This window comes from Mycobacterium sp. (genome assembly GCF_035274705.1).
GTDB lineage: Bacteria > Actinomycetota > Actinomycetes > Mycobacteriales > Mycobacteriaceae > Mycobacterium.
Genome location: NZ_DATENY010000015.1, coordinates 62,803 through 81,664, shown reverse-complemented (window position 1 = coordinate 81,664; position 18,862 = coordinate 62,803). Strand labels below are relative to the sequence as shown.

General features: G+C 64.8%; 15 protein-coding genes and 1 pseudogene. 4 read left to right on the top strand and 12 right to left on the bottom strand.

Annotated features, from left to right (window positions below):
• Positions 1–39 precede the first annotated feature (39 nt).
• Both VJV41_RS03585 and clpP2 read left to right on the top strand, forming a co-directional pair.
• Positions 40–627: an ATP-dependent Clp protease proteolytic subunit gene (locus VJV41_RS03585; RefSeq protein WP_325331248.1), complete on the top strand. Its 588-nt coding sequence runs from the start codon at positions 40–42 to the stop codon at positions 625–627.
• A complete protein-coding gene (gene clpP2, locus VJV41_RS03580; protein WP_414684870.1) occupies positions 624–1,283 on the top strand; it encodes an ATP-dependent CLP protease proteolytic subunit ClpP2 in 660 nt (219 codons plus the stop codon). Before VJV41_RS03585 ends, clpP2 begins: the two co-directional genes overlap by 4 nt.
• Before the next feature lie 45 nt (positions 1,284–1,328).
• Here clpP2 and mmuM read toward each other — a convergent pair whose 3' ends face one another.
• Entirely contained in the window at positions 1,329–2,201 is an 873-nt protein-coding gene (gene mmuM, locus VJV41_RS03575) for a homocysteine S-methyltransferase (protein ID WP_325331244.1), read from the bottom strand.
• A 317-nt stretch (positions 2,202–2,518) separates the two neighbouring features.
• Between mmuM and clpX the strand changes: the two genes are divergently transcribed.
• Positions 2,519–3,799 (top strand): ATP-dependent Clp protease ATP-binding subunit ClpX, encoded by a 1,281-nt coding sequence (gene clpX, locus VJV41_RS03570; protein ID WP_325331158.1) that lies wholly within the window; start codon positions 2,519–2,521, stop codon positions 3,797–3,799.
• A 3-nt stretch (positions 3,800–3,802) separates the two neighbouring features.
• Here the strand turns inward: clpX and VJV41_RS03565 are convergent, their stop codons facing one another.
• From VJV41_RS03565 to VJV41_RS03540, 6 genes are all read right to left on the bottom strand, one after another.
• Positions 3,803–3,988: a hypothetical protein gene (locus tag VJV41_RS03565; protein ID WP_325331156.1), complete on the bottom strand. Its 186-nt coding sequence runs from the start codon at positions 3,986–3,988 to the stop codon at positions 3,803–3,805.
• 130 nt (positions 3,989–4,118) lie between these two features.
• Positions 4,119–4,322 (bottom strand): hypothetical protein, encoded by a 204-nt coding sequence (locus tag VJV41_RS03560; protein WP_325331154.1) that lies wholly within the window; start codon positions 4,320–4,322, stop codon positions 4,119–4,121.
• Positions 4,323–4,371: 49 nt separating this feature from the next.
• Positions 4,372–5,679, bottom strand: a complete 1,308-nt coding sequence (locus VJV41_RS03555) for a nucleotide disphospho-sugar-binding domain-containing protein (protein WP_325331152.1) — start codon at positions 5,677–5,679, stop codon at positions 4,372–4,374.
• Positions 5,680–5,770: 91 nt separating this feature from the next.
• A complete protein-coding gene (locus VJV41_RS03550; protein WP_325331151.1) occupies positions 5,771–6,763 on the bottom strand; it encodes an alpha/beta hydrolase in 993 nt (330 codons plus the stop codon).
• Positions 6,763–7,602 carry a formate dehydrogenase accessory sulfurtransferase FdhD gene (gene fdhD / locus VJV41_RS03545; protein WP_325331149.1) on the bottom strand — a complete coding sequence of 280 codons (840 nt, stop codon included), beginning with the start codon at positions 7,600–7,602 and terminating at the stop codon, positions 6,763–6,765. Before fdhD ends, VJV41_RS03550 begins: the two co-directional genes overlap by 1 nt.
• A complete protein-coding gene (locus VJV41_RS03540; RefSeq protein WP_325331147.1) occupies positions 7,590–9,953 on the bottom strand; it encodes an FdhF/YdeP family oxidoreductase in 2,364 nt (787 codons plus the stop codon). Before VJV41_RS03540 ends, fdhD begins: the two co-directional genes overlap by 13 nt.
• 150 nt (positions 9,954–10,103) lie before the next feature.
• On the opposite strand from VJV41_RS03540, the gene VJV41_RS03535 reads away from it, so the two are divergent.
• Positions 10,104–12,278 (top strand): glutamine synthetase III, encoded by a 2,175-nt coding sequence (locus VJV41_RS03535; RefSeq protein ID WP_325331145.1) that lies wholly within the window; start codon positions 10,104–10,106, stop codon positions 12,276–12,278.
• A 315-nt stretch (positions 12,279–12,593) separates the two neighbouring features.
• On the opposite strand, the gene VJV41_RS03530 is transcribed toward VJV41_RS03535, so the two are convergent.
• From VJV41_RS03530 to iolD, 5 genes and pseudogenes are all read right to left on the bottom strand, one after another.
• Positions 12,594–14,087 carry a CoA-acylating methylmalonate-semialdehyde dehydrogenase gene (locus tag VJV41_RS03530; protein ID WP_325331143.1) on the bottom strand — a complete coding sequence of 498 codons (1,494 nt, stop codon included), beginning with the start codon at positions 14,085–14,087 and terminating at the stop codon, positions 12,594–12,596.
• An 8-nt stretch (positions 14,088–14,095) separates the two neighbouring features.
• Positions 14,096–14,970: pseudogene (locus VJV41_RS03525) on the bottom strand (sugar phosphate isomerase/epimerase family protein).
• The gene (locus VJV41_RS03520; protein WP_325331141.1) at positions 14,970–15,980 is read right to left on the bottom strand and encodes a Gfo/Idh/MocA family oxidoreductase; all 1,011 of its coding nucleotides are present in this window, start codon (positions 15,978–15,980) and stop codon (positions 14,970–14,972) included. Before VJV41_RS03520 ends, VJV41_RS03525 begins: the two are co-directional and overlap by 1 nt.
• Before the next feature lie 13 nt (positions 15,981–15,993).
• Positions 15,994–16,911, bottom strand: coding sequence for a sugar phosphate isomerase/epimerase (locus VJV41_RS03515; protein ID WP_325331139.1), 918 nt, complete (start codon positions 16,909–16,911; stop codon positions 15,994–15,996).
• Between the two features lie 16 nt (positions 16,912–16,927).
• Entirely contained in the window at positions 16,928–18,862 is a 1,935-nt protein-coding gene (gene iolD / locus VJV41_RS03510; RefSeq protein ID WP_325331137.1) for a 3D-(3,5/4)-trihydroxycyclohexane-1,2-dione acylhydrolase (decyclizing), read from the bottom strand.

Here is an 18,862-nt window from a genome sequence, read left to right as displayed (position 1 = left end):
GAGACTTAAGAAGAAAGCAGGTATCCAGTCGTGACTGACATGCGTGGCGCCTCGCAGGGCCTCAACCTTGTCGACTCGGTGTATGAGCGGTTGCTGTCCGAGCGCATCATCTTCCTCGGCTCTCAGGTGGACGACGACATCGCCAACCGGCTGTGCGCGCAGATTCTGCTGCTGGCCGCCGAGGATCCCACCAAGGACATCAACCTCTACATCAACTCGCCCGGTGGCTCGATCAGCGCGGGCATGGCGATCTACGACACGATGGTGCTGGCGCCGTGCGACATCGCCACCTATGCCATGGGCATGGCCGCGTCGATGGGCCAGTTCCTGCTGGCTGCCGGAACCAAGGGCAAGCGTTATGCCCTGCCGCACGCCCGGATCCTGATGCACCAGCCGCTGGGCGGCGTCACGGGCAGCGCTTCGGATATCGCGATCCAGGCCGAGCAGTTCACGGTCATCAAGAAGGAAATGTTCCGGCTCAATGCCGAGTTCACCGGCCAGACGCTGGAACGCATCGAGACCGACTCCGACCGCGACCGCTGGTTCACCGCGCCGGAGGCTCTGGACTACGGGTTCGTCGACCACATCATCACCAGCGCCCACATCAACGGAGTTTCGCCATCATGACCGATTACTTGCATCCCCAGGTTGACCCCCGGCTGCAGCCGCAGGCGCGCTACATCCTGCCGTCGTTCATCGAGCACTCGAGCTTCGGCGTCAAGGAGTCCAACCCGTACAACAAGCTCTTCGAGGAACGCATCATCTTCCTCGGCGTGCAGGTCGATGACGCGTCGGCCAACGACATCATGGCGCAGCTGCTGGTGCTGGAGTCGCTGGACCCCGACCGCGACATCACCATGTACATCAACTCGCCGGGCGGCTCGTTCACCTCACTGATGGCGATCTACGACACCATGCAGTACGTGCGCGCCGACATCCAGACGGTGTGCCTGGGTCAGGCCGCGTCGGCGGCCGCGGTGCTGCTGGCCGCAGGCTCCCCGGGCAAGCGCCTCGCGCTGCCCAACGCCCGCGTGCTGATCCACCAGCCGGCGCTGTCCGGTGTGATCCAGGGCCAATTCTCCGACCTCGAGATCCAGGCCAAAGAGGTCGAGCGGATGCGCAGTCTGATGGAGACCACCCTGGCCCACCACACCGGCAAGGATCCCGCGGTCATCCGCAAGGACACCGATCGCGACAAGATCCTGACGGCCGAAGAGGCCAAGGATTACGGAATCATCGACACGGTCCTGGAGTACCGCAAGCTGTCGGCTCAGACGGCATAGTCGCCCGGCGGTCGTCAACAGATGATGACGGCCGCGGAACGGGTGTCACCCGACTGCGCGCGCTATTTCGGCGATGTCGTCGGGCCGCACGCGACAGCATCCGCCGACGATGCGTGCACCCTCGGCGACCCACTCCGGCGCGAGTCCGGCCGAGAAGCGCGACACCCCTACCCACTGACGGCGCTGCGCGTCCCAGCGCTCGCCGCTGTTCGGATAGACGATCACCGGTTTGCTCGTGACGTCACGCGCGATGGAGATCGCTGGCAGCACGTCGTCCGGCGCGCAGCAATTCACGCCCACCGCAACGATTTCCGGCACGCCGGCGGCGACGGCGAACGCCTCACTCAGCGGCTGGCCGGCGCGCGTCGTCGCCCCGGCAACCGTGTAGGACAGCCACGCAGGAACCCCAAGCTCCCGTACCAGGCCGACGAGCGCCTCGGCCTCGTCGACATCGGGAATGGTTTCCAGTGCCAGCACATCGGCTCCGGCGTGGGCCAGGACCTCCAGCCGCGGTCGGTGCCAGTCCGTCAGCTCCGCCATCGATAGGCCGTATCGACCGCGGTACTCCGATCCGTCAGCCAGCGCCGCGCCGTACGGCCCAACCGACGCTGCCACCCACCGTCGGCCACCGACCTCGTCGCGGGCGAGTCGGGCCAGTTCGACGCTGCGCCGCAGAAGACGGGTGGCCTGCGAGCGGTCGATTCCGCGTGAAGCGAAACCGTCGAACGAAGCCTGATAGCTCGCGGTCGTAGCGAACGCGGCGCCCGCGCGGAAGAAAGCGGCGTGGACTGCCGTAATGACCTGCGGCGCATCGACAAGCAACCGGGCTGACCACAGCTCATCGGAAAGGTCGTGTCCGCGTGCTTCGAGTTCGGTCGCCAAACCGCCGTCGCTGATCAGCACGGTATCGTGGGGCACGGCGAACACCACGGCGCAACTCTACGGCCGCTGGAATGTCGGCTCTTCGCTTAAGTGCTTATCGCGGGGGTGCCACTCTCAGTCCGATAACGGCGACGACACGCCAGGGACACGGTGGCGCGTTCCAGGGGGCCATGGGGGGAGTCAGGCGATATGTTCTGCGGAACACAGATAAATACCACCGACGCGATTCGGCTTTATCGGTCGCACCGCGCCGGAACATGCGGGTAGCGTCGGGACCAACCACCCAAAAGGGCCCGAGCGACCTATACGACACGTTTCACCACCGACTGCGAGGAAAGTAGGACACCACCACCATGGCGCGCATTGGAGACGGCGGTGACCTGCTGAAGTGCTCGTTCTGCGGCAAGAGTCAAAAGCAGGTTAAAAAGCTCATTGCGGGCCCAGGCGTCTATATCTGCGATGAATGTATAGACCTTTGTAACGAGATCATCGAAGAGGAACTCGCCGACGCCGACGACGTCAAACTTGACGAGCTGCCCAAGCCCGTTGAAATCCGCGAATTCCTCGAGGGCTATGTCATCGGTCAGGACACCGCAAAGCGCACGCTGGCCGTGGCCGTCTACAACCATTACAAACGCATTCAGGCACAGGAGAAGACGCGGGATTCCCGCGCCGAGCCCGTCGAGCTCGCCAAGTCCAACATCCTGATGCTCGGCCCGACCGGTTGCGGCAAGACCTACCTCGCGCAGACGTTGGCCAAGATGCTCAACGTCCCGTTCGCGATCGCCGACGCCACCGCGTTGACGGAGGCCGGCTATGTCGGCGAGGACGTCGAGAACATTTTGCTCAAGCTGATCCAGGCGGCCGACTATGACGTCAAGCGCGCCGAGACCGGCATCATCTATATCGACGAGGTCGACAAGATCGCCCGCAAGAGCGAGAACCCGTCGATCACTCGCGACGTCTCCGGTGAAGGTGTGCAGCAGGCACTGCTGAAGATTCTCGAGGGCACGCAGGCGTCGGTGCCCCCGCAGGGCGGCCGCAAGCACCCGCATCAGGAGTTCATCCAGATCGACACCACCAATGTGCTGTTCATCGTCGCGGGTGCGTTCGCCGGCCTGGAGAAGATCGTCTCCGACCGGGTCGGCAAGCGCGGCATCGGCTTCGGCGCTGAGGTGCACTCCAAGGCGGAGATCGACACCCAGGACCACTTCGCCGAGGTGATGCCCGAAGACCTGATCAAGTTCGGGCTCATTCCGGAGTTCATCGGCCGGTTGCCGGTGGTGGCCTCGGTGACGAACCTCGACAAGGACTCGCTGGTTCAGATCCTGTCAAAGCCCAAGAACGCGTTGGTCAAGCAGTACACCCGGTTGTTCGAGATGGACGGCGTGGAGCTGGAATTCACCACCGACGCGCTGGAGTCCATCGCCGATCAGGCCATCCATCGCGGTACCGGTGCCCGCGGGCTGCGCGCCATCATGGAAGAAGTGCTGTTGCCGGTGATGTACGACATCCCCAGCCGCGATGATGTCGCCAAGGTCGTTGTGACCAAGGAGACCGTGGAGGACAACGTCCTGCCGACGATCGTGCCGCGCAAGCCTTCTCGCCCCGAGCGCCGCGACAAGAGCGCGTAATCCTCAGCTTGCCTTGAGCTGCGTGGGCGCGACGATATCGCATGCGGTATGAACTTCTGAGTCCGCGCCGTGGTTGTCTTCCCGGTGCTGCTGTGGCTCCTGTGGCTGTTGAACCAACCCGCACAGCGAGCTGACCAGGCCCCAGATCAAGAAGGCCGTTATCGCGACGAACTGCAGCTCGGTAACCATGGTTTGAGCGTTCCTCGAAGGACTTCGGCGCACACGAGTAGCCGACTACGCGTCTTTACCGGCTCGGTACGCATCGTGTCCGGTTCGATCGGCGGACGCCCGAACGGATCGGCACACATACTGAGCGACATCAGCTGGCGACAAGCATGTCGTCGACCGACAGCCAGCCCGCAGACCTGACGACAATCGGTGCGCCCTCGTCATCGGTCTGGGCCATGGCAGCCTGCATCTCATCCGATGACAAGCAGTAGGTCCAGTGGCACGCCAGTCGGGGTTCGCTACGAGACCGCCACGACAGCGCGTAGACGCCGCATGTCTCAGTTGTATCGGCCACGTTGTCCACCTCCTATTGGATAAACGAATCAGTGCGGTGTTTGGTTTGGTCATCGCCGCACGACGCCGCGGCGTTCGCTGACCACTTCATCGACCAGCGCCGTGATCTCGGCGACCCCGTCGCGACGCGCGAATGCCGCCTCGAGTTCTCGAGCACGGCGCAGGTAGCGCCCGTCGCCCAGCACCTCGCGCACCGCGGCGCGCACCGCACCCGGCGTCGGTGCGCCCGTCCGCAGGTTGATGCCCGCACCGGTCCAGGCAACCCGCGCGGCGACCTCGGGCTTGTCTTCGGTGTCACCCGCCACCACGAGCGGAACGCCCGTCGACAGCGCGCGTTGGACGGCTCCGTAGCCGCCGTTGGTGACCATCACGTCGACCCTGGGCAACAGCACGTCGTGCGGGATGTATTCGGCGACAAGGGTGTTCATCGGCAGCGGGCCCCTGAGCTGAGACACGTCGCGGCCGCCCGTCGTCGCGACCACGATGACGTCCTCGTCGCCTAGCGCCTCGATGGTTGGCTCGAGCAGCCTGCCCAGATCGGCGTTGTCGATGGTGCCCTGCGTGACGTGCACGACCGGCCGATCACCGTCGAGCTGTGGCCACCACGGCGGCGGGCGGAACCCACGCGACGGCGCCTGGTGCACCGTGCCGACATAGCGGACATGGGCCGGCAGATCGCTGCGCGGATAATCGAACTCCGGAACGGTCGGCGCGATGTAGCGATCGGCCAGCAGGCCGGAATCCAGGATGAACATCGGCAGCGGACGACTGTTCAACCGGTCCAAAAGGTAGTTGGCCGCGTTCTGCGACTGCCGCAGCAAGACCTTCTGCGACAACAGGTTCAGTGCGCGGTTCCGCAGCCGTCCCGATGGCGTCGACGACGGAGGCAGACCCATGCCACTCGGGGCAGTATCGCGGCTGCCGATCATCAGTGGTGTGGTCGAATAAGCCAGCACCGGCGGCCGGGCGGCGGGATCGCCGAGCAGGAACGGCAAGATCCCGAAGAAGCCCGCGTCGACGATGATCGCGTCGAACTTGGTTTCCGCCATCAATTCCGACAGTGCCCGCGCCTGGTGTGGCATCGGCTGCACGAACAGCCGGACGATGTCGAAGTTCACCCGCTTGATTCCCGACGTGTCCGCGCGGCCAGGCAGGTCGATGTCGAGGCGGGTCAGGTCGAAGTCGGCCTCGGCAGGGATCGCTCGAGGGGTCGCCCCGACGGCACGGATCTTTGCGGCGTGCGCGGCCGAGCTCAATATGGTGACGCGGTCGCCGCGGTTCACCAGGCCCTGCGCGACGTTGAGCAATGGTCCGATATGTCCGACGGGCGACAGCGACGCGATCAGAATTTCTGGCATGACCTCGATGCTCAGCCACGGCCGAGAATCAAGCTTGGAGGTTGTGTGGAGATCGGGTGGAGATTGCAGGTAGAGGCCCCGGCCCGCAGGCTCAAACGCCGGCCGGACGCACCATATCGACCATCGTTTTGTTGAACTTGGACGGTTCGTCCATGAACGACTCATGCCCGGATTCCTCAAACCATACGAGCCGTTTCGACGGCGCGGTGAGCGCGTCGAAATAGGCCACGCTGGTCTCGGGCGGGACCCATTGATCTCGACGCCCGAGCAGAAAGAAGACCGGCATCTGCAATACCGGCGCAGCCGTCAAAAGGTCCAGCCGGCAGACCTCGGACCACATCGCGTCCATCGAAAACCTGAAGCCGCGTAGCTGATTCGGCAGGTCGAAGATCGACGATTCTGTTCCGCTGAGCGCGATCTTGCCGAATCTCCACAAGGCTCGAGGTCTCAGTTGGCCGTCGAATCGCTGCAGCCAGGTGCGTTCCTTGAACACACTGGACGCGGGATAAGGCGGCGGGCCGATCTCGCGCAGTTCCTTCAGCGCCTTGCGGTTGTCGAGACGCGCCGCCTCGGCGAGCGCAAACGCGTACGACCCCGCTTCAGCCTCGGCCCAATTACCGATCTGGCCACTGCCGGCGTACGCCGCCACCTTGCCCGGGAACCGGGTGGCATAGAGCACGCCGAGCACAGACCCCCACGAATGGCCGAAGAGGGTGACCTTCTGCTTTCCGGTGCGCTCGCATACCACGTCGACGAGTTCGTCCAGATCGGCCAAGAACTGCTCGACCGTCATCGAGGTCTTCGGGATGTCGGGTGAGAACGACTTACCCGCGCCGCGCTGGTCCCAGTAGACGACCGTGAAACTCTCCTCGAGATCCGCGTTGAAATGGCGCAGCAGACGCGTCTCGGAAAAGCCTGGGCCGCCGTGAAGATGGACGAGCACCGGGTTGTCAATGGTCTTGCCCCGCACCATGACCCACTGGTCGATGCCGCCGAGCCGGCGGTAGCCGACCTCGGCGATGCTCCCAGCCAGGATGGCGCCCGCGTCGTTGCGAAACGGTGGAGTGCGCCCCGGGTGCCTCACTACGACCGCTTGATGCGGTCCGGTCGGGTATAGACGTTCATCGACTCGCCCCGCAGAAAAGCCACCAGCGTGAGGCCCGACTGGCTGGCCAGATCGACGGCCAGGGACGACGGCGCCGACACCGCGGCCAGCACCGGAATGCCCGCCATCACCGCCTTTTGCGTGAGTTCGAACGACGCTCGCCCGCTGACCAGCAGGACCGTCGCGGTCAGCGGGATACGGTCTGTTTCGAGCGCCCAGCCGATGACCTTATCGACGGCGTTGTGTCTGCCGATGTCTTCGCGGACGGCCAACGTGGTGCCGTCGACGCCGAACAGCGCCGCGCCATGCAGTCCGCCGGTGCTGGCGAAAACCTTCTGTGCGTCACGCAGTTTCGCGGGCATCGCCGACAGTGTCTCGGCGCTGACGGTCGACGGGTCGTCACCGGGGCAGTGGCGGCTGATCAGCCGCACTGCGTCCAGCGACGCCTTGCCGCAGACCCCGCATGACGAGGTGGTGTAGAAGTTGCGGGTGACGTCGACATCGGGCATCTGGACGCCGGGCGCCAAGGTGACGTCGAGGACGTTGTAAGTGTTTTGCGAAAAACCCGAGCTGTCGTCGGTGGCGCCTTTGCAGTAGCGCACGGTAAGCACGTCGTCGCGGTGGCTGATCACTCCCTCGGTCAGCAAAAAGCCTTGCGCCAGCTCGATATCCGAACCGGGGGTGCGCATGGTGACGGTTATCGGGCTGCCGTTGACCCGGATCTCCAACGGCTCCTCGACGACGAGCGTCTCCGGGCGCGCGACCGCGTCGTCGGCGGTTAGATGATGGACCCGGCGGCGCGCCGTTACCCGCCCCACTGTGTTGCCCCCTTGTCGCTTCGCTCCGTCCCCGAGGCTGCCTCCAGCCTGATGACGATCGCTTTCGACACCGGTGTATTGGACTTCGCGGCCGTGTGATCCAGCGGCACAAGGGAATTGGTCTCTGGATAATATGCGGCGGCGTTGCCGACCGGAGTCGAGTACGCAACCACCATGAAGTCCTTGGCGCGACGCTCCTGAACGTTGCCGTCGGCCCCTGTGAACTCCGACACCAGGTCCACGCGGTCACCGTCCGTCAGGCCGAACGTCTCGATGTCGGCCGGGTTGACGAAGACCACCCTGCGGCCGCCCTTGACGCCTCGGTAGCGATCGTCGAGGCCGTAGATCGTGGTGTTGTACTGGTCGTGGCTGCGCAATGTCTGCAGCACCAACCGCCCAGGCGGGACCGGCACCCACTCCACCTCGTTGACAGAGAAGTTGGCTTTGCCTGTGCTGGTGGGGAATTCGCGCGAATCCCGAGGGCCGTGTGGCAGCTGAAAGCCATCGGGTGCGCGCACCTTGCGGTTGTAGTCCTCGCAACCCGGCACCACGGCCGCGATCGCGTCGCGGATGGTGTCGTAATCGGAGTTGAATTGTTCCCACGGCACCGGGTGATCCGGCCCGAGCAGCGTGCGCGCCAGCTGGCAGACTATCGCGACCTCGCTGCGCACCTGGTCACTGGGCGGATGCAGGCTGCCACGCGACAGGTGCACCATCGACATCGAATCCTCAACCGACACCTGTTGTTTGGTGTTGTTTTGAATGTCGCGGTCTGTGCGGCCCAACGACGGCAGAATCAATGCCGTGGCGCCGTGTACCACATGACTGCGATTGAGTTTGGTGGACACCTGAACCGTCAGCGAGCAGCTGCGCAGTGCGGCCTCGGTGACAGTGGTATCGGGTGTGGCCATCGCGAAGTTGCCGCCCATCCCCATGAACACCTTCGCGCGCCCGTCGCGCATCGCGCGGATGGCGTCGACGGTGTCGACGCCATGTTCGCGTGGGCTGGCAATGCCGAACCGGGAATCCAGTGCGGCCAGGAACTTCTCGGGCATCTTCTCCCAGATGCCCATCGTGCGGTCACCCTGCACGTTGGAGTGACCACGTACCGGACACAGACCCGCGCCGGGCTTGCCGATCATGCCGCGCATCAGCAGCACATTGGTGACCTCCGAAATCATGGGCACGGCATGACGATGTTGCGTCAACCCCATCGCCCAGCATGCGATCGTGCGCTCGGAGGCGGCCATCATCTTCGCCACCAGCTCGAGTTGTGCACGGTCGATGCCGGTGGCGTCCAGCACGGTGTCGATATCGATCGCACGGGTGCGCGCTTCGTAATCGGCGAAGTTCGCGCAGTGGGCGGCAATGAAGTCGCGGTCGACGACCGTGCCCGGGGCCGCGTCGTCGGCCTCCAGCAGTAGGCGTCCCAGTCCGGCGAACAACGCCATGTCGCCGCCGAGCCGGATCTGTACGAACTCGTCGGCGATCGGGATGCCGTGGCCGATCACGCCGTGCACCTTTTGCGGGTCCTTGAACCGGATCAACCCGGCCTCCGGCAGCGGGTTGACCGCGATGATCTTGGCGCCGTTGGCCTTGGCTTTCTCCAGCACCGACAGCATCCGCGGATGGTTGGTGCCGGGATTCTGTCCCGCGATGATGATCAGGTCGGCCTTCGTGACGTCCTCGACGGTCACCGATCCCTTGCCGATGCCGATCGCCTCGATCAGCGCTGTGCCCGAGGACTCGTGGCACATGTTGCTGCAGTCCGGCAGGTTGTTCGTGCCGAAGCTGCGGACCATCAACTGATAGAGAAACGCCGCCTCGTTGCTGGTGCGACCCGATGTGTAGAACACCGCTTCGTTCGGGCTGCCCAGTGCGCGCAACTCCTCGGCGATCAACCGATAGGCATCGTCCCAGCTGATCGGCCGGTAGTGGTCGTCGCCCGGTCTTAGCACCATCGGTTCGGTGAGCCGGCCCTGTTGGGACAGCCAGTATTCCGGCCGGCCCTCGAGGTCGGCGATCGAGTGGCGTGCGAAGAACTCGGGCGTGACGACGCGCTTGGTGGCCTCCTCGGCGACGGCCTTGGCGCCGTTCTCGCAGAACTCGGCCAGCTTGCGGCCGCCGTGCTCTTCCGGCCACGCGCAGCCGGGGCAGTCGAATCCGTGCCGCTGGTTGAGCCGTGCCAGCGCGGCGGCGGTGCGGACAGCGCCCATGGATTCGAGCCCGCGCCGCAGCGACACTAAGACCGCCTTGACGCCTGCCGCCTCGTGCTCGGGACCCGCGACCTTGATCGCGTTCTCGTCAATGGCGGCGTCGATGTCCCGGTCGGGGTGCTGGCGTGAGCCCATGTGTCCAGCCTAGGACGTCCGGTGAGCGCGCCGCGCCGAGCTCAAATTTTGTCGGTGACACGCACGTAACAAGTTTGCTATCGAAGCTTCCTAGGGTGGGCCGGTCAACGTTCGCAAAGGGTGCGGACGATCGCAGCGATAGGAAGTCCATTGAGCGGAAATGCAGTGCGTCTGCAGGCGATCAACAACGTCGAGGCGTACGTGCCTCCAGCCATCAGCTTCGTACCGGGCGAGGAGCCGGGTGCGATCTTCGGCTCCAACGTCTTCACCTTGGCCGAGATGCGGCTGCGGCTGCCCAAATCGGTATACAAGTCCGTGGTTGCCACCATCGAGAAGGGCGCCAAGCTGGATCCGGCAGTCGCTGACTCGGTCGCGTCGGCCATGAAGGACTGGGCGCTGTCGAAGGGCGCAACACACTACGCCCACGTGTTCTACCCGATGACGGGGCTGACCGCCGAGAAGCACGACAGCTTCCTGGAGCCGGTCTCGGACGGTCAGACGCTGGCCGAGTTCGCGGGCAAGACCCTGATCCAGGGCGAGCCCGACGCGTCCAGCTTCCCGTCCGGTGGCCTGCGAAGCACCTTCGAGGCCCGCGGCTACACCGGCTGGGACGTCACCAGCCCGGCGTACATCCTGGAGAACCCGAACGGCAACACCCTTTGTATCCCAACGGTGTTCGTGTCGATGACCGGTGAGGCGCTGGACTACAAGACTCCGCTGCTGCGCAGCCAGCAGGCGATGGGCACCCACGCCGAGCGCATTCTGAAGCTGTTCGGCCACGACAACCTGGAGAAGATCGTCGCGTTCTGCGGGCCCGAGCAGGAGTACTTCCTCGTGGACCGCCACTTCTTCCTGGCCCGACCGGACCTGATCAACGCGGGTCGCACCGTGTTTGGCGCCAAGCCGCCCAAGGGGCAGGAGTTCGACGACCACTACTTCGGTGCGGTCCCCGAGCGAGTGCTGGGCTTCATGATGGATACCGAGCGTGAGCTGTTCAAGCTTGGTATCCCCGCCAAGACTCGCCACAACGAGGTCGCGCCAGGGCAGTTCGAGATCGCCCCGATGTTCGAGCGCGGCAACATCGCCTCAGACCACCAGCAGCTGCTGATGACTGTCTTCAAGACGATCGCCAAGAAGCACGGCATGGAGTGTCTCTTCCACGAGAAGCCGTTCGCGGGTGTCAACGGGTCGGGCAAGCACGTCAACTTCTCGCTGGGCAACGCTGAGCTGGGCTCCCTGCTGGTGCCCGGCGACACGCCACACGAGAACGCGCAGTTCCTGGTGTTCTGCGCCGCCGTGATCCGTGCCGTCCACAAGTACGCCGGCCTGCTACGAGTTTCGGTGGCTTCGGCCACCAACGACCACCGTCTCGGCGCGAACGAGGCCCCGCCTGCGATCATCTCGATCTTCCTCGGTGACCAACTGGCCGACGTGTTCGAGCAGATCGCCAAGGGCGCCGCGACGTCGTCAAAGGGCAAGGGCAGCATGATCATCGGCGTCGACACCTTGCCGGTGCTACCGACCGACCCGGGTGACCGCAACCGAACCAGCCCGTTCGCCTTCACCGGCAACCGGTTCGAATTCCGTGCTCCTGGCTCGGGTCAGACGGTGGCGGTGCCAATGATGATGTTGAACACGATCATGGCCGATTCGCTCGACTACATGGCGACCATCCTGGAGAAGGCTGTGGAGGACGGCGAGGACTTCGATGAGGCCGTCCAGAAGCTGCTGACCGACATCATCACCGAGCACGGCGCTGTGGTCTTCAACGGTGACGGGTACTCGGAGAACTGGCAGGTCGAGGCCGCCGAGCGGGGCCTACCGAACCTGAAGACCACGCTGGATGCGCTGCCCGAACTGATCAAGCCCGAGTCCATCGAGCTGTTCGAGAAATACAGCGTATTCAACGAGCGCGAACTTCACAGCCGCTACGAGGTCCGCCTCGAGATGTACGCGCTGACCATCGGTGTCGAGGCCAAACTGGCCCTGGAACTGGGGTCGACGGTGATCTTGCCCGCGGCCATTCGCTACCAGACCGAGCTGGCGCAGAACGTCGCGACGCTCAAGAAGGCGGGTGTGGCTCCCGACATGACGATGCTGGAGGCGGTAAGCACTCCGCTCTCGGAGCTGACCGCTGCGCTGGCGGCCTTGAAGGCGGGCCTGGCCGAACACGGTGGAGACTCCGCCGCCGAGGAAGCCGCCCACGCGCAGAGCCTGTTGCCGAAGATGGATGCGGTCCGTGCCGCCGCCGACACGCTGGAAGGCATTGTGGCCGACGACCTCTGGCCGCTACCTACCTACCAGGAGATGCTCTACATCCTCTGACGAGCTTCTCTGGCGGGGTCGCCGAGTGTGGGGGTCATGCAGGCCAAATTGCCTGCACTGGTAAACCGCAACCCCCGCACTCGGCGGCCGTTTTGACTAGGGAGGCGCGACGCGTTGAGCCGCCTCATGTTTCATCTTCCGCGAGCGTGCGTGTCTGCACGCAGACACGCCGATATTCATGGGCATTTCGCGCACGCTCGCGACTGGTCACAGCACCGTGAGCGCAGACTCGGCCGCCAGCCTGACGCTTGTGCTACCGCGAGCGTGCAGACACGCACGTCCCCTACTCACGTGTGGGCCCACGCGGTAGTGGGGCTATTTGTTCTGCGGGAAGCCCAGTTCGATGCCGCCGTGGCTGGGGTCGAGCCAGCGGCTTGTGATGGCCTTGCCGCGGGTGAAGAACTGCACACCTTCGATGCCATGCGCATGCGCGTCTCCGAACAGCGAGTTCTTCCAGCCGCCAAAGCTGTAGTAGGCCATCGGCACCGGGATCGGCACGTTGATGCCGACCATGCCGACCTCCACCTCGTTCTGGAACCGTCGGGCCGCGCCGCCATCGTTGGTGAAGATCGCCGTGCCGTTGCCGTACGGGTTCGAATTGATCAGGTCGAGTGCCTCGTCGTAAGACTCGACGCGCACCACCGACAGCACTGGCCCGAAGATCTCGTCGGTGTAGACGCTCATCTCCGGCGTGACCTGGTCGATCAGCGTGGGGCCCAGCCAGAACCCCTCGGCGCTGCCGTCGGCGGTGACGCTGCGGCCGTCGACGACGATCTTGGCGCCGTCGGCCTCGCCGGCGTCGATGTAGGACGCCACCTTGTCGCGGTGGGCCTTGGTGACCAGCGGGCCCATGTCGGCGTCGCGGGTGCCGTCGCCGGTCTTGATGCCGCGGGCGCGTTCGGCGATCTTGGCGACCAGGTCGTCGGCGATCGGGCCGACGGCCACACAGGCGCTGATGGCCATGCAGCGTTCACCGGCCGAGCCGAAGCCGGCGTTGACCATCGCATCGGCGGCCAGATCCAAGTCGGCGTCGGGCAGGATCACCGCGTGGTTCTTGGCGCCGCCAAGAGCCTGCACCCGCTTACCGTGCGACGTGCCTGTCTGGTAGACGTACTGGGCGATCGGCGTTGACCCCACGAACGACACCGATTTGATCGCCTTGTTCGTCAGCAGCTCGTCGACGGCGGTCTTGTCGCCCTGCAGCACATTGAAGACACCCGGGGGGAGTCCGGCTTCGGCCCACAGCTCCGCGATCCACAGCGACGCCGACGGATCCTTCTCCGACGGCTTGAGCACGACGGTGTCGCCGGTCGCGATCGCGATCGGGAAGAACCACATTGGCACCATGGCCGGGAAGTTGAATGGGCTGATGATGCCGACCGGCCCTATCGGCTGGCGGATGGAGTACACGTCCACCTTCGTCGAGGCGTTCTCGGTGAACCCACCCGTGAGCAGATGCGGGATACCGCAAGCGAATTCGACGACCTCCTGGCCGCGGCTCACTTCGCCCAAAGCATCAGAGACGACCTTGCCGTGCTCGCTGGTGATGATCTTCGCCAGTTCACCCTTGCGCGCATTGAGCAGCTCGCGAAAGTTGAACAGGATCGCGGTGCGCTTGGCCAGCGACGTGTCGCGCCACGCCGGGAACGCCTCCGCGGCCGCATCGATGACCGCGCGGGCATCCTCCACGCTGCCCAACGCCACCTCGCCGGTGACCTGACCGGTGGCTGGGTTGGTCACGGCTTGTGTGCGGCCGCTGCTGCCTGGGTACGCCTTGTTGTTGATCCAATGGGTAATCGTGTTGGTCATTTAGTTTCCTATTTGCCGTGTTTCGCGACGTATTCGGTCATGGTTTTCAGTTGGTAACGCGACACATCGTGGGCGTTCTCGTCCTCGGCGAACACGGACGACACCATGACGGTGTCGGGCCGGTCGTAGAAGCCGATCTCGGCGAGCCCGCCGAAGAACTCGTCCCAGTTCAGGTCACCGTCACCGATCTTGAGGTGCTGATGTACCCGGGCCGGGCTGCCCGGCGGGTTGGTGATGTAGCGCAGGCCGTGGCTGCGGCGGTGATCCATCGTGTCCGCGACATGGACGAGCCGCAGCTTTTCGCCTGCCGCGCGCATGATTTCAGTCATGTTGCCACCCATGTGATAGCTATGGCACGCGACGTAGACCATCCCGATGTTCGGCGAGTTGACACCGCGGATGATCCGAAGCGCCTCCAGCCCGTCTTCGACGAAGTCGTCGGGATGTGGGTCGATGCGCACGTCGATGCCTTCGCGCTCGAAGATCGGCACCAGCTCCTCCATGGAGCGGAAGAACGCGCGCTCGGATTCCTCGGCCCGCTCGGGCCGACCCGAGAATTCGGTGTTGATCACGTTGACACCGAGGTCGACGGTGATCTGAACGACGCGTTTCCAGTTGCGCACCGCCGCTTCTCGGGCATCCTCGTCGGGGCCGGACCAGCGCAGCACCGGTAGCACCGATGCAATGCCGACGCCGGCATCGCGAAGGCCTTGCGGAACTTCACCACCAGCTCGTCGTCGGCGCGCGGATGGTTGAAGAACGGGATGAAGTCGCGGTGCGGAGTCAGCTGCAGGTACTCGAATCCCAGATCCGCGACGACGCGCGGAAAATCGAGCAGCTCGTGATCGTGGTGAAACGGCGTGGGATCCAACGCGATCTTCATCAGGCACCCAGCCTTTCCGCGAGTTCCACGTCGACGCGCCCGCCGTTCTCCAGCGACCGCACACCTGCTTCGCAGACCGCCGCGGCGGCGTACCCGTCCCACGCAGTTGGTCCGTCGACGTTGACGCCCGACCTGACAGCGTCGACCCACCGCTGCACCTCGATGTCATATGCGGTGCCGAACCGTTCCCGGAAGCCCGGCGTGATCCGGCCGCCCCACGTCCCGGGAGTGGACTTGCGGATCAGGCCGACGTCGAGACCAATTGTGGCGCTTCCCAGTTCACCGACGACCTCCGTGCGCACCTCATAGGCGACGCCGGTGGTGACGAAAACCTCCACGTCGACATGCCGGCCGCTGACCGTCTGGAAGATCGCGATCTGCGGATCCTGCAGCCCACGCGGTGCGCGCCGATTGACCATCGGCTTGATGATCTGCACCGAGGCGATCTCCTCGCCCAGCAGGAAGCGCGTGACGTCGACCTCGTGCACCAGCGAATCTCTGACGACCATCGCGGAGTCGAAATTTGGTGGCACGGTGGGGTTGCGGTGTGCGCAGTGCATCACCAGCGGCTGGCCGAGTTCGCCGCCGTCGATAAGCAACTTCAGCTGCTGGTACTCGGGATCGAACCGGCGCATGAAGCCGACCTGAATCAGTGGAGTGCCAAGCGCCGCCTCCCGGCGCGCCACCTCGAGGGAGGACGCCGAATCCGTGGTCAACGGCTTCTCGCACAGCACCGGTTTGCCCTGTTCCAGGCAGGCCAACAGTTGCTTCTCATGCGTCGGGCCCGGAGTGGCGAGCAGCACCGCGTCGACGTCGTCGTCCGTGATTGCATCGATCGGATCGGCGGCCACCCGTGCACCGGGCACGGAGGCGGCAACCTCCTGGGCCTTCTCCGTCACATAATCGTTCACGACGGCGACGCGGGCACCCGAGATGCGTGAGGTGATGCGCGCGACGTGGTCCGCGCCCATCATGCCGACGCCGAGCACGGCAATACGCAAATCTGACATAGCTTTTCGACTCCTAGAACTTCACAGATGGAACACCACACGACCCGAGATACCGCCGCGTGCGTTGGGCGATCGGCAGTGGCTGGTCGGCGTCGCACGGGTACATGTCCTGCTCGACGATCGCGAACACGTCGATCCCGAGCTTCTCGACGGCCGCCAGCAGCGGCGGCATTTCAGGAATGCCGCGCGGGGGCTCGGTCATCGCGCCGAGCTTCACCGCCTCGCCGAACGGCAGGTCTTCGGCTTCGACCTTGGCCCGCACCTCGGGGTCGACTTGCTTGAGGTGCAGATAGCCGATGCGCTCGGGTGCGCGGTTGATGATCGCGAGGTTGTCGCCGCCGCAATAGGAGATGTGGCCCGTGTCCAGGCAAAGATTCACGAACTCTGAATCCGTGCCGTCCAGGAATCGATACACGTTCTCTTCCGTGTCGACGTGGCTGTCGGCGTGCGGATGGTATTGCGCGCGAACGCCGTAGCTCTCGAACATGGCCTTGCCGAGGTCGTTCATGCCGTGTGTCTTCTTCTTCCACTGCTCGGCAGTCAGATTGCGGTCTTCGAGCACCTCGCCGGTGGCAGGGTCGCGCCACATCTCCGGGATGACGACGACGTGCTTGCCGCCGACGGCGGCGGTGAGTTTGGCGACGTCCTCGATCTGCTTCCAGACTGTGTTCCATGAGTCGGCCACACCGACTCCGTCCCGGTGCAGATGCTCGAACACCGTTCCCGCCGACAGCTTCAGATTGCGCGATGCGAGTTCGTCGGACAGCTTCTGCGGGTCAGTGGGCAGGTAGCCGTACGGGCCGAGCTCGATCCACTGATAGCCCGACTCGGCGACCTCGTCCAGAAACCGGGTGTAAGGAGTCTGATTCGGGTCGTCGGGGAACCACACGCCCCAGGAATCCGGAGCGGAGCCGACGAGGATGGTGCTCATCGATGGATCGTCCTTTCTAGCTGTCGGCGGGTCGCACCAGCGGGCGCTGGATCTTCTTCCACTCGGCGTACGTCTCGTATGCCGTTCGGGTGGACTCCAGATCCGAAACCTGGCTCACCGGAACGTCCCACCACGATTGGCTGTCCGGCGCATACACCAGCGGATCGGTCTCGACGTGAATCACGGTGGTGTGCTCATTGGCCTTGGCGACCTTGACCGCGTCGGTGAACTCCGCGGCGGTGGTCACCTTGATCACCTCGGCGCCGAGGCTGGCGGCGTTGGCGGCCAGGTCGACGGGTAGCTTGGCGCCGTCCAGGCGTCCGTCGGCGCTGCGATAGCGGTACGAGGTGCCGAATCGCTGTAAACCCAACGATTCCGACAGCGAGCCGATCGAGGCGAAGCCGTGGTTCTGCACGAGAACCACGATCACCTTCACACCCTCCTGCACCGCGGTCACGAGTTCGGTGGCCATCATCAGATAGGAGCCGTCGCCGACCATCACGAACACGTCGCGGTCCGGCGCGGCCATCCGCACGCCGATACCGCCGGCGACCTCATAACCCATGCAGGAGTAGCCGTATTCGACGTGGTAGCCCTTACGGTCCCGGGTGCGCCACAGCTTGTGCAGATCACCCGGCATGGACCCGGCAGCACACACCACGACGTCACGGGGATCCGACAGCGTGTTGGCCAACCCGATCACCTGGGTTTGGTTGAGCGCGCTGTCATCGGCGTCGACGCGGTAGGCCGCGGTCACAGTGTCGTTCCATTCGCGTGCGAGTTCTGCTGTGCTTGAGCGATATTCGTCGGCGACGCGGTAGTCACTCAAGGCCGCATCGAGGGCCTCGATGGCTTCGCGGGCGTCGGCGACCACTGACAACGCACCCTGCTTGACGGAGTCGAAGGACGCGACGTTGATGTTGACGAACTTGACGTCGGGGTTGTTGAACGCTGTACGCGACGCCGTGGTGAAATCGCTGTAGCGGGTACCGATTCCGATCACCACATCGGCGTCGGCGGCCAGCGCGTTGGCGGCGGTCGTACCGGTCGAGCCGATCGCGCCGACCGACTGCGGATGCACATGGGGGAGCGACCCCTTACCGGCCTGGCTCTCTCCGACCGGGATTCCCGTGCGTTCGGTGAACGCGGCGAGCGCATCGGTCGCGCCGGAGTAGATGACGCCCCCGCCGGCCACGATCAGCGGCTTGCGTGCGGAGCGGATCACCTCGGCTGCTCGAGCAATCACCGACCGCTCCGGCAGCGGGCGGGCGATGTGCCAAGTGCGTTCGGCGAACAGCGATTCCGGCCAGTCGAAGGCCTCGGCCTGGACATCCTGCGGTAGCGCGATCGTGGCTGCACCCGTCTCGACCGGGTCGGTCAGCACGCGCATCGCGCCCAGCAGCGCAGCGGGCAACTGCTCGGGCCGCCATACCCGGTCGAAGAACCGGGACAGCGGCTTGAACGCGTCGTTCACGGTGAGCTCACCGTCGTGGGGCTGCTCGAGTTGCTGCAACACCGGCGCGGTGGCCCGGGTGGCGAAGGTGTCCGATGGCAGCAACAGCACCGGCAGCCGGTTGATGGTGGCCAGCGCCGCGCCGGTCAGCATGTTCGTCGAGCCGGGTCCGATGCTGGCGGTCACGGCCCACGCCTGCAGCCGGTCCTTCTGCCGCGCATATGCCGCGGCCGTGTGCACCATGGCTTGCTCGTTGCGGCCCAACACATATCGCAAATTCGGCTCGGTGTCGTCGACCTCCGCCTGCAGCAGTGCCTGGCCGATGCCCGCCACATTCCCATGGCCGAAGATGCCGAAGCAGCCGGCAAAGAACTTGCCGCGCTCACCGTCGCGTTCGACATGCTGGTTGGCCAGGAACCGGACCGTGGCCTGAGCGACGGTGAGTCGCACGGTCGGCTCGCTGTCCGGAACCTTGAATGCGGATGCTTTCGAGACCAC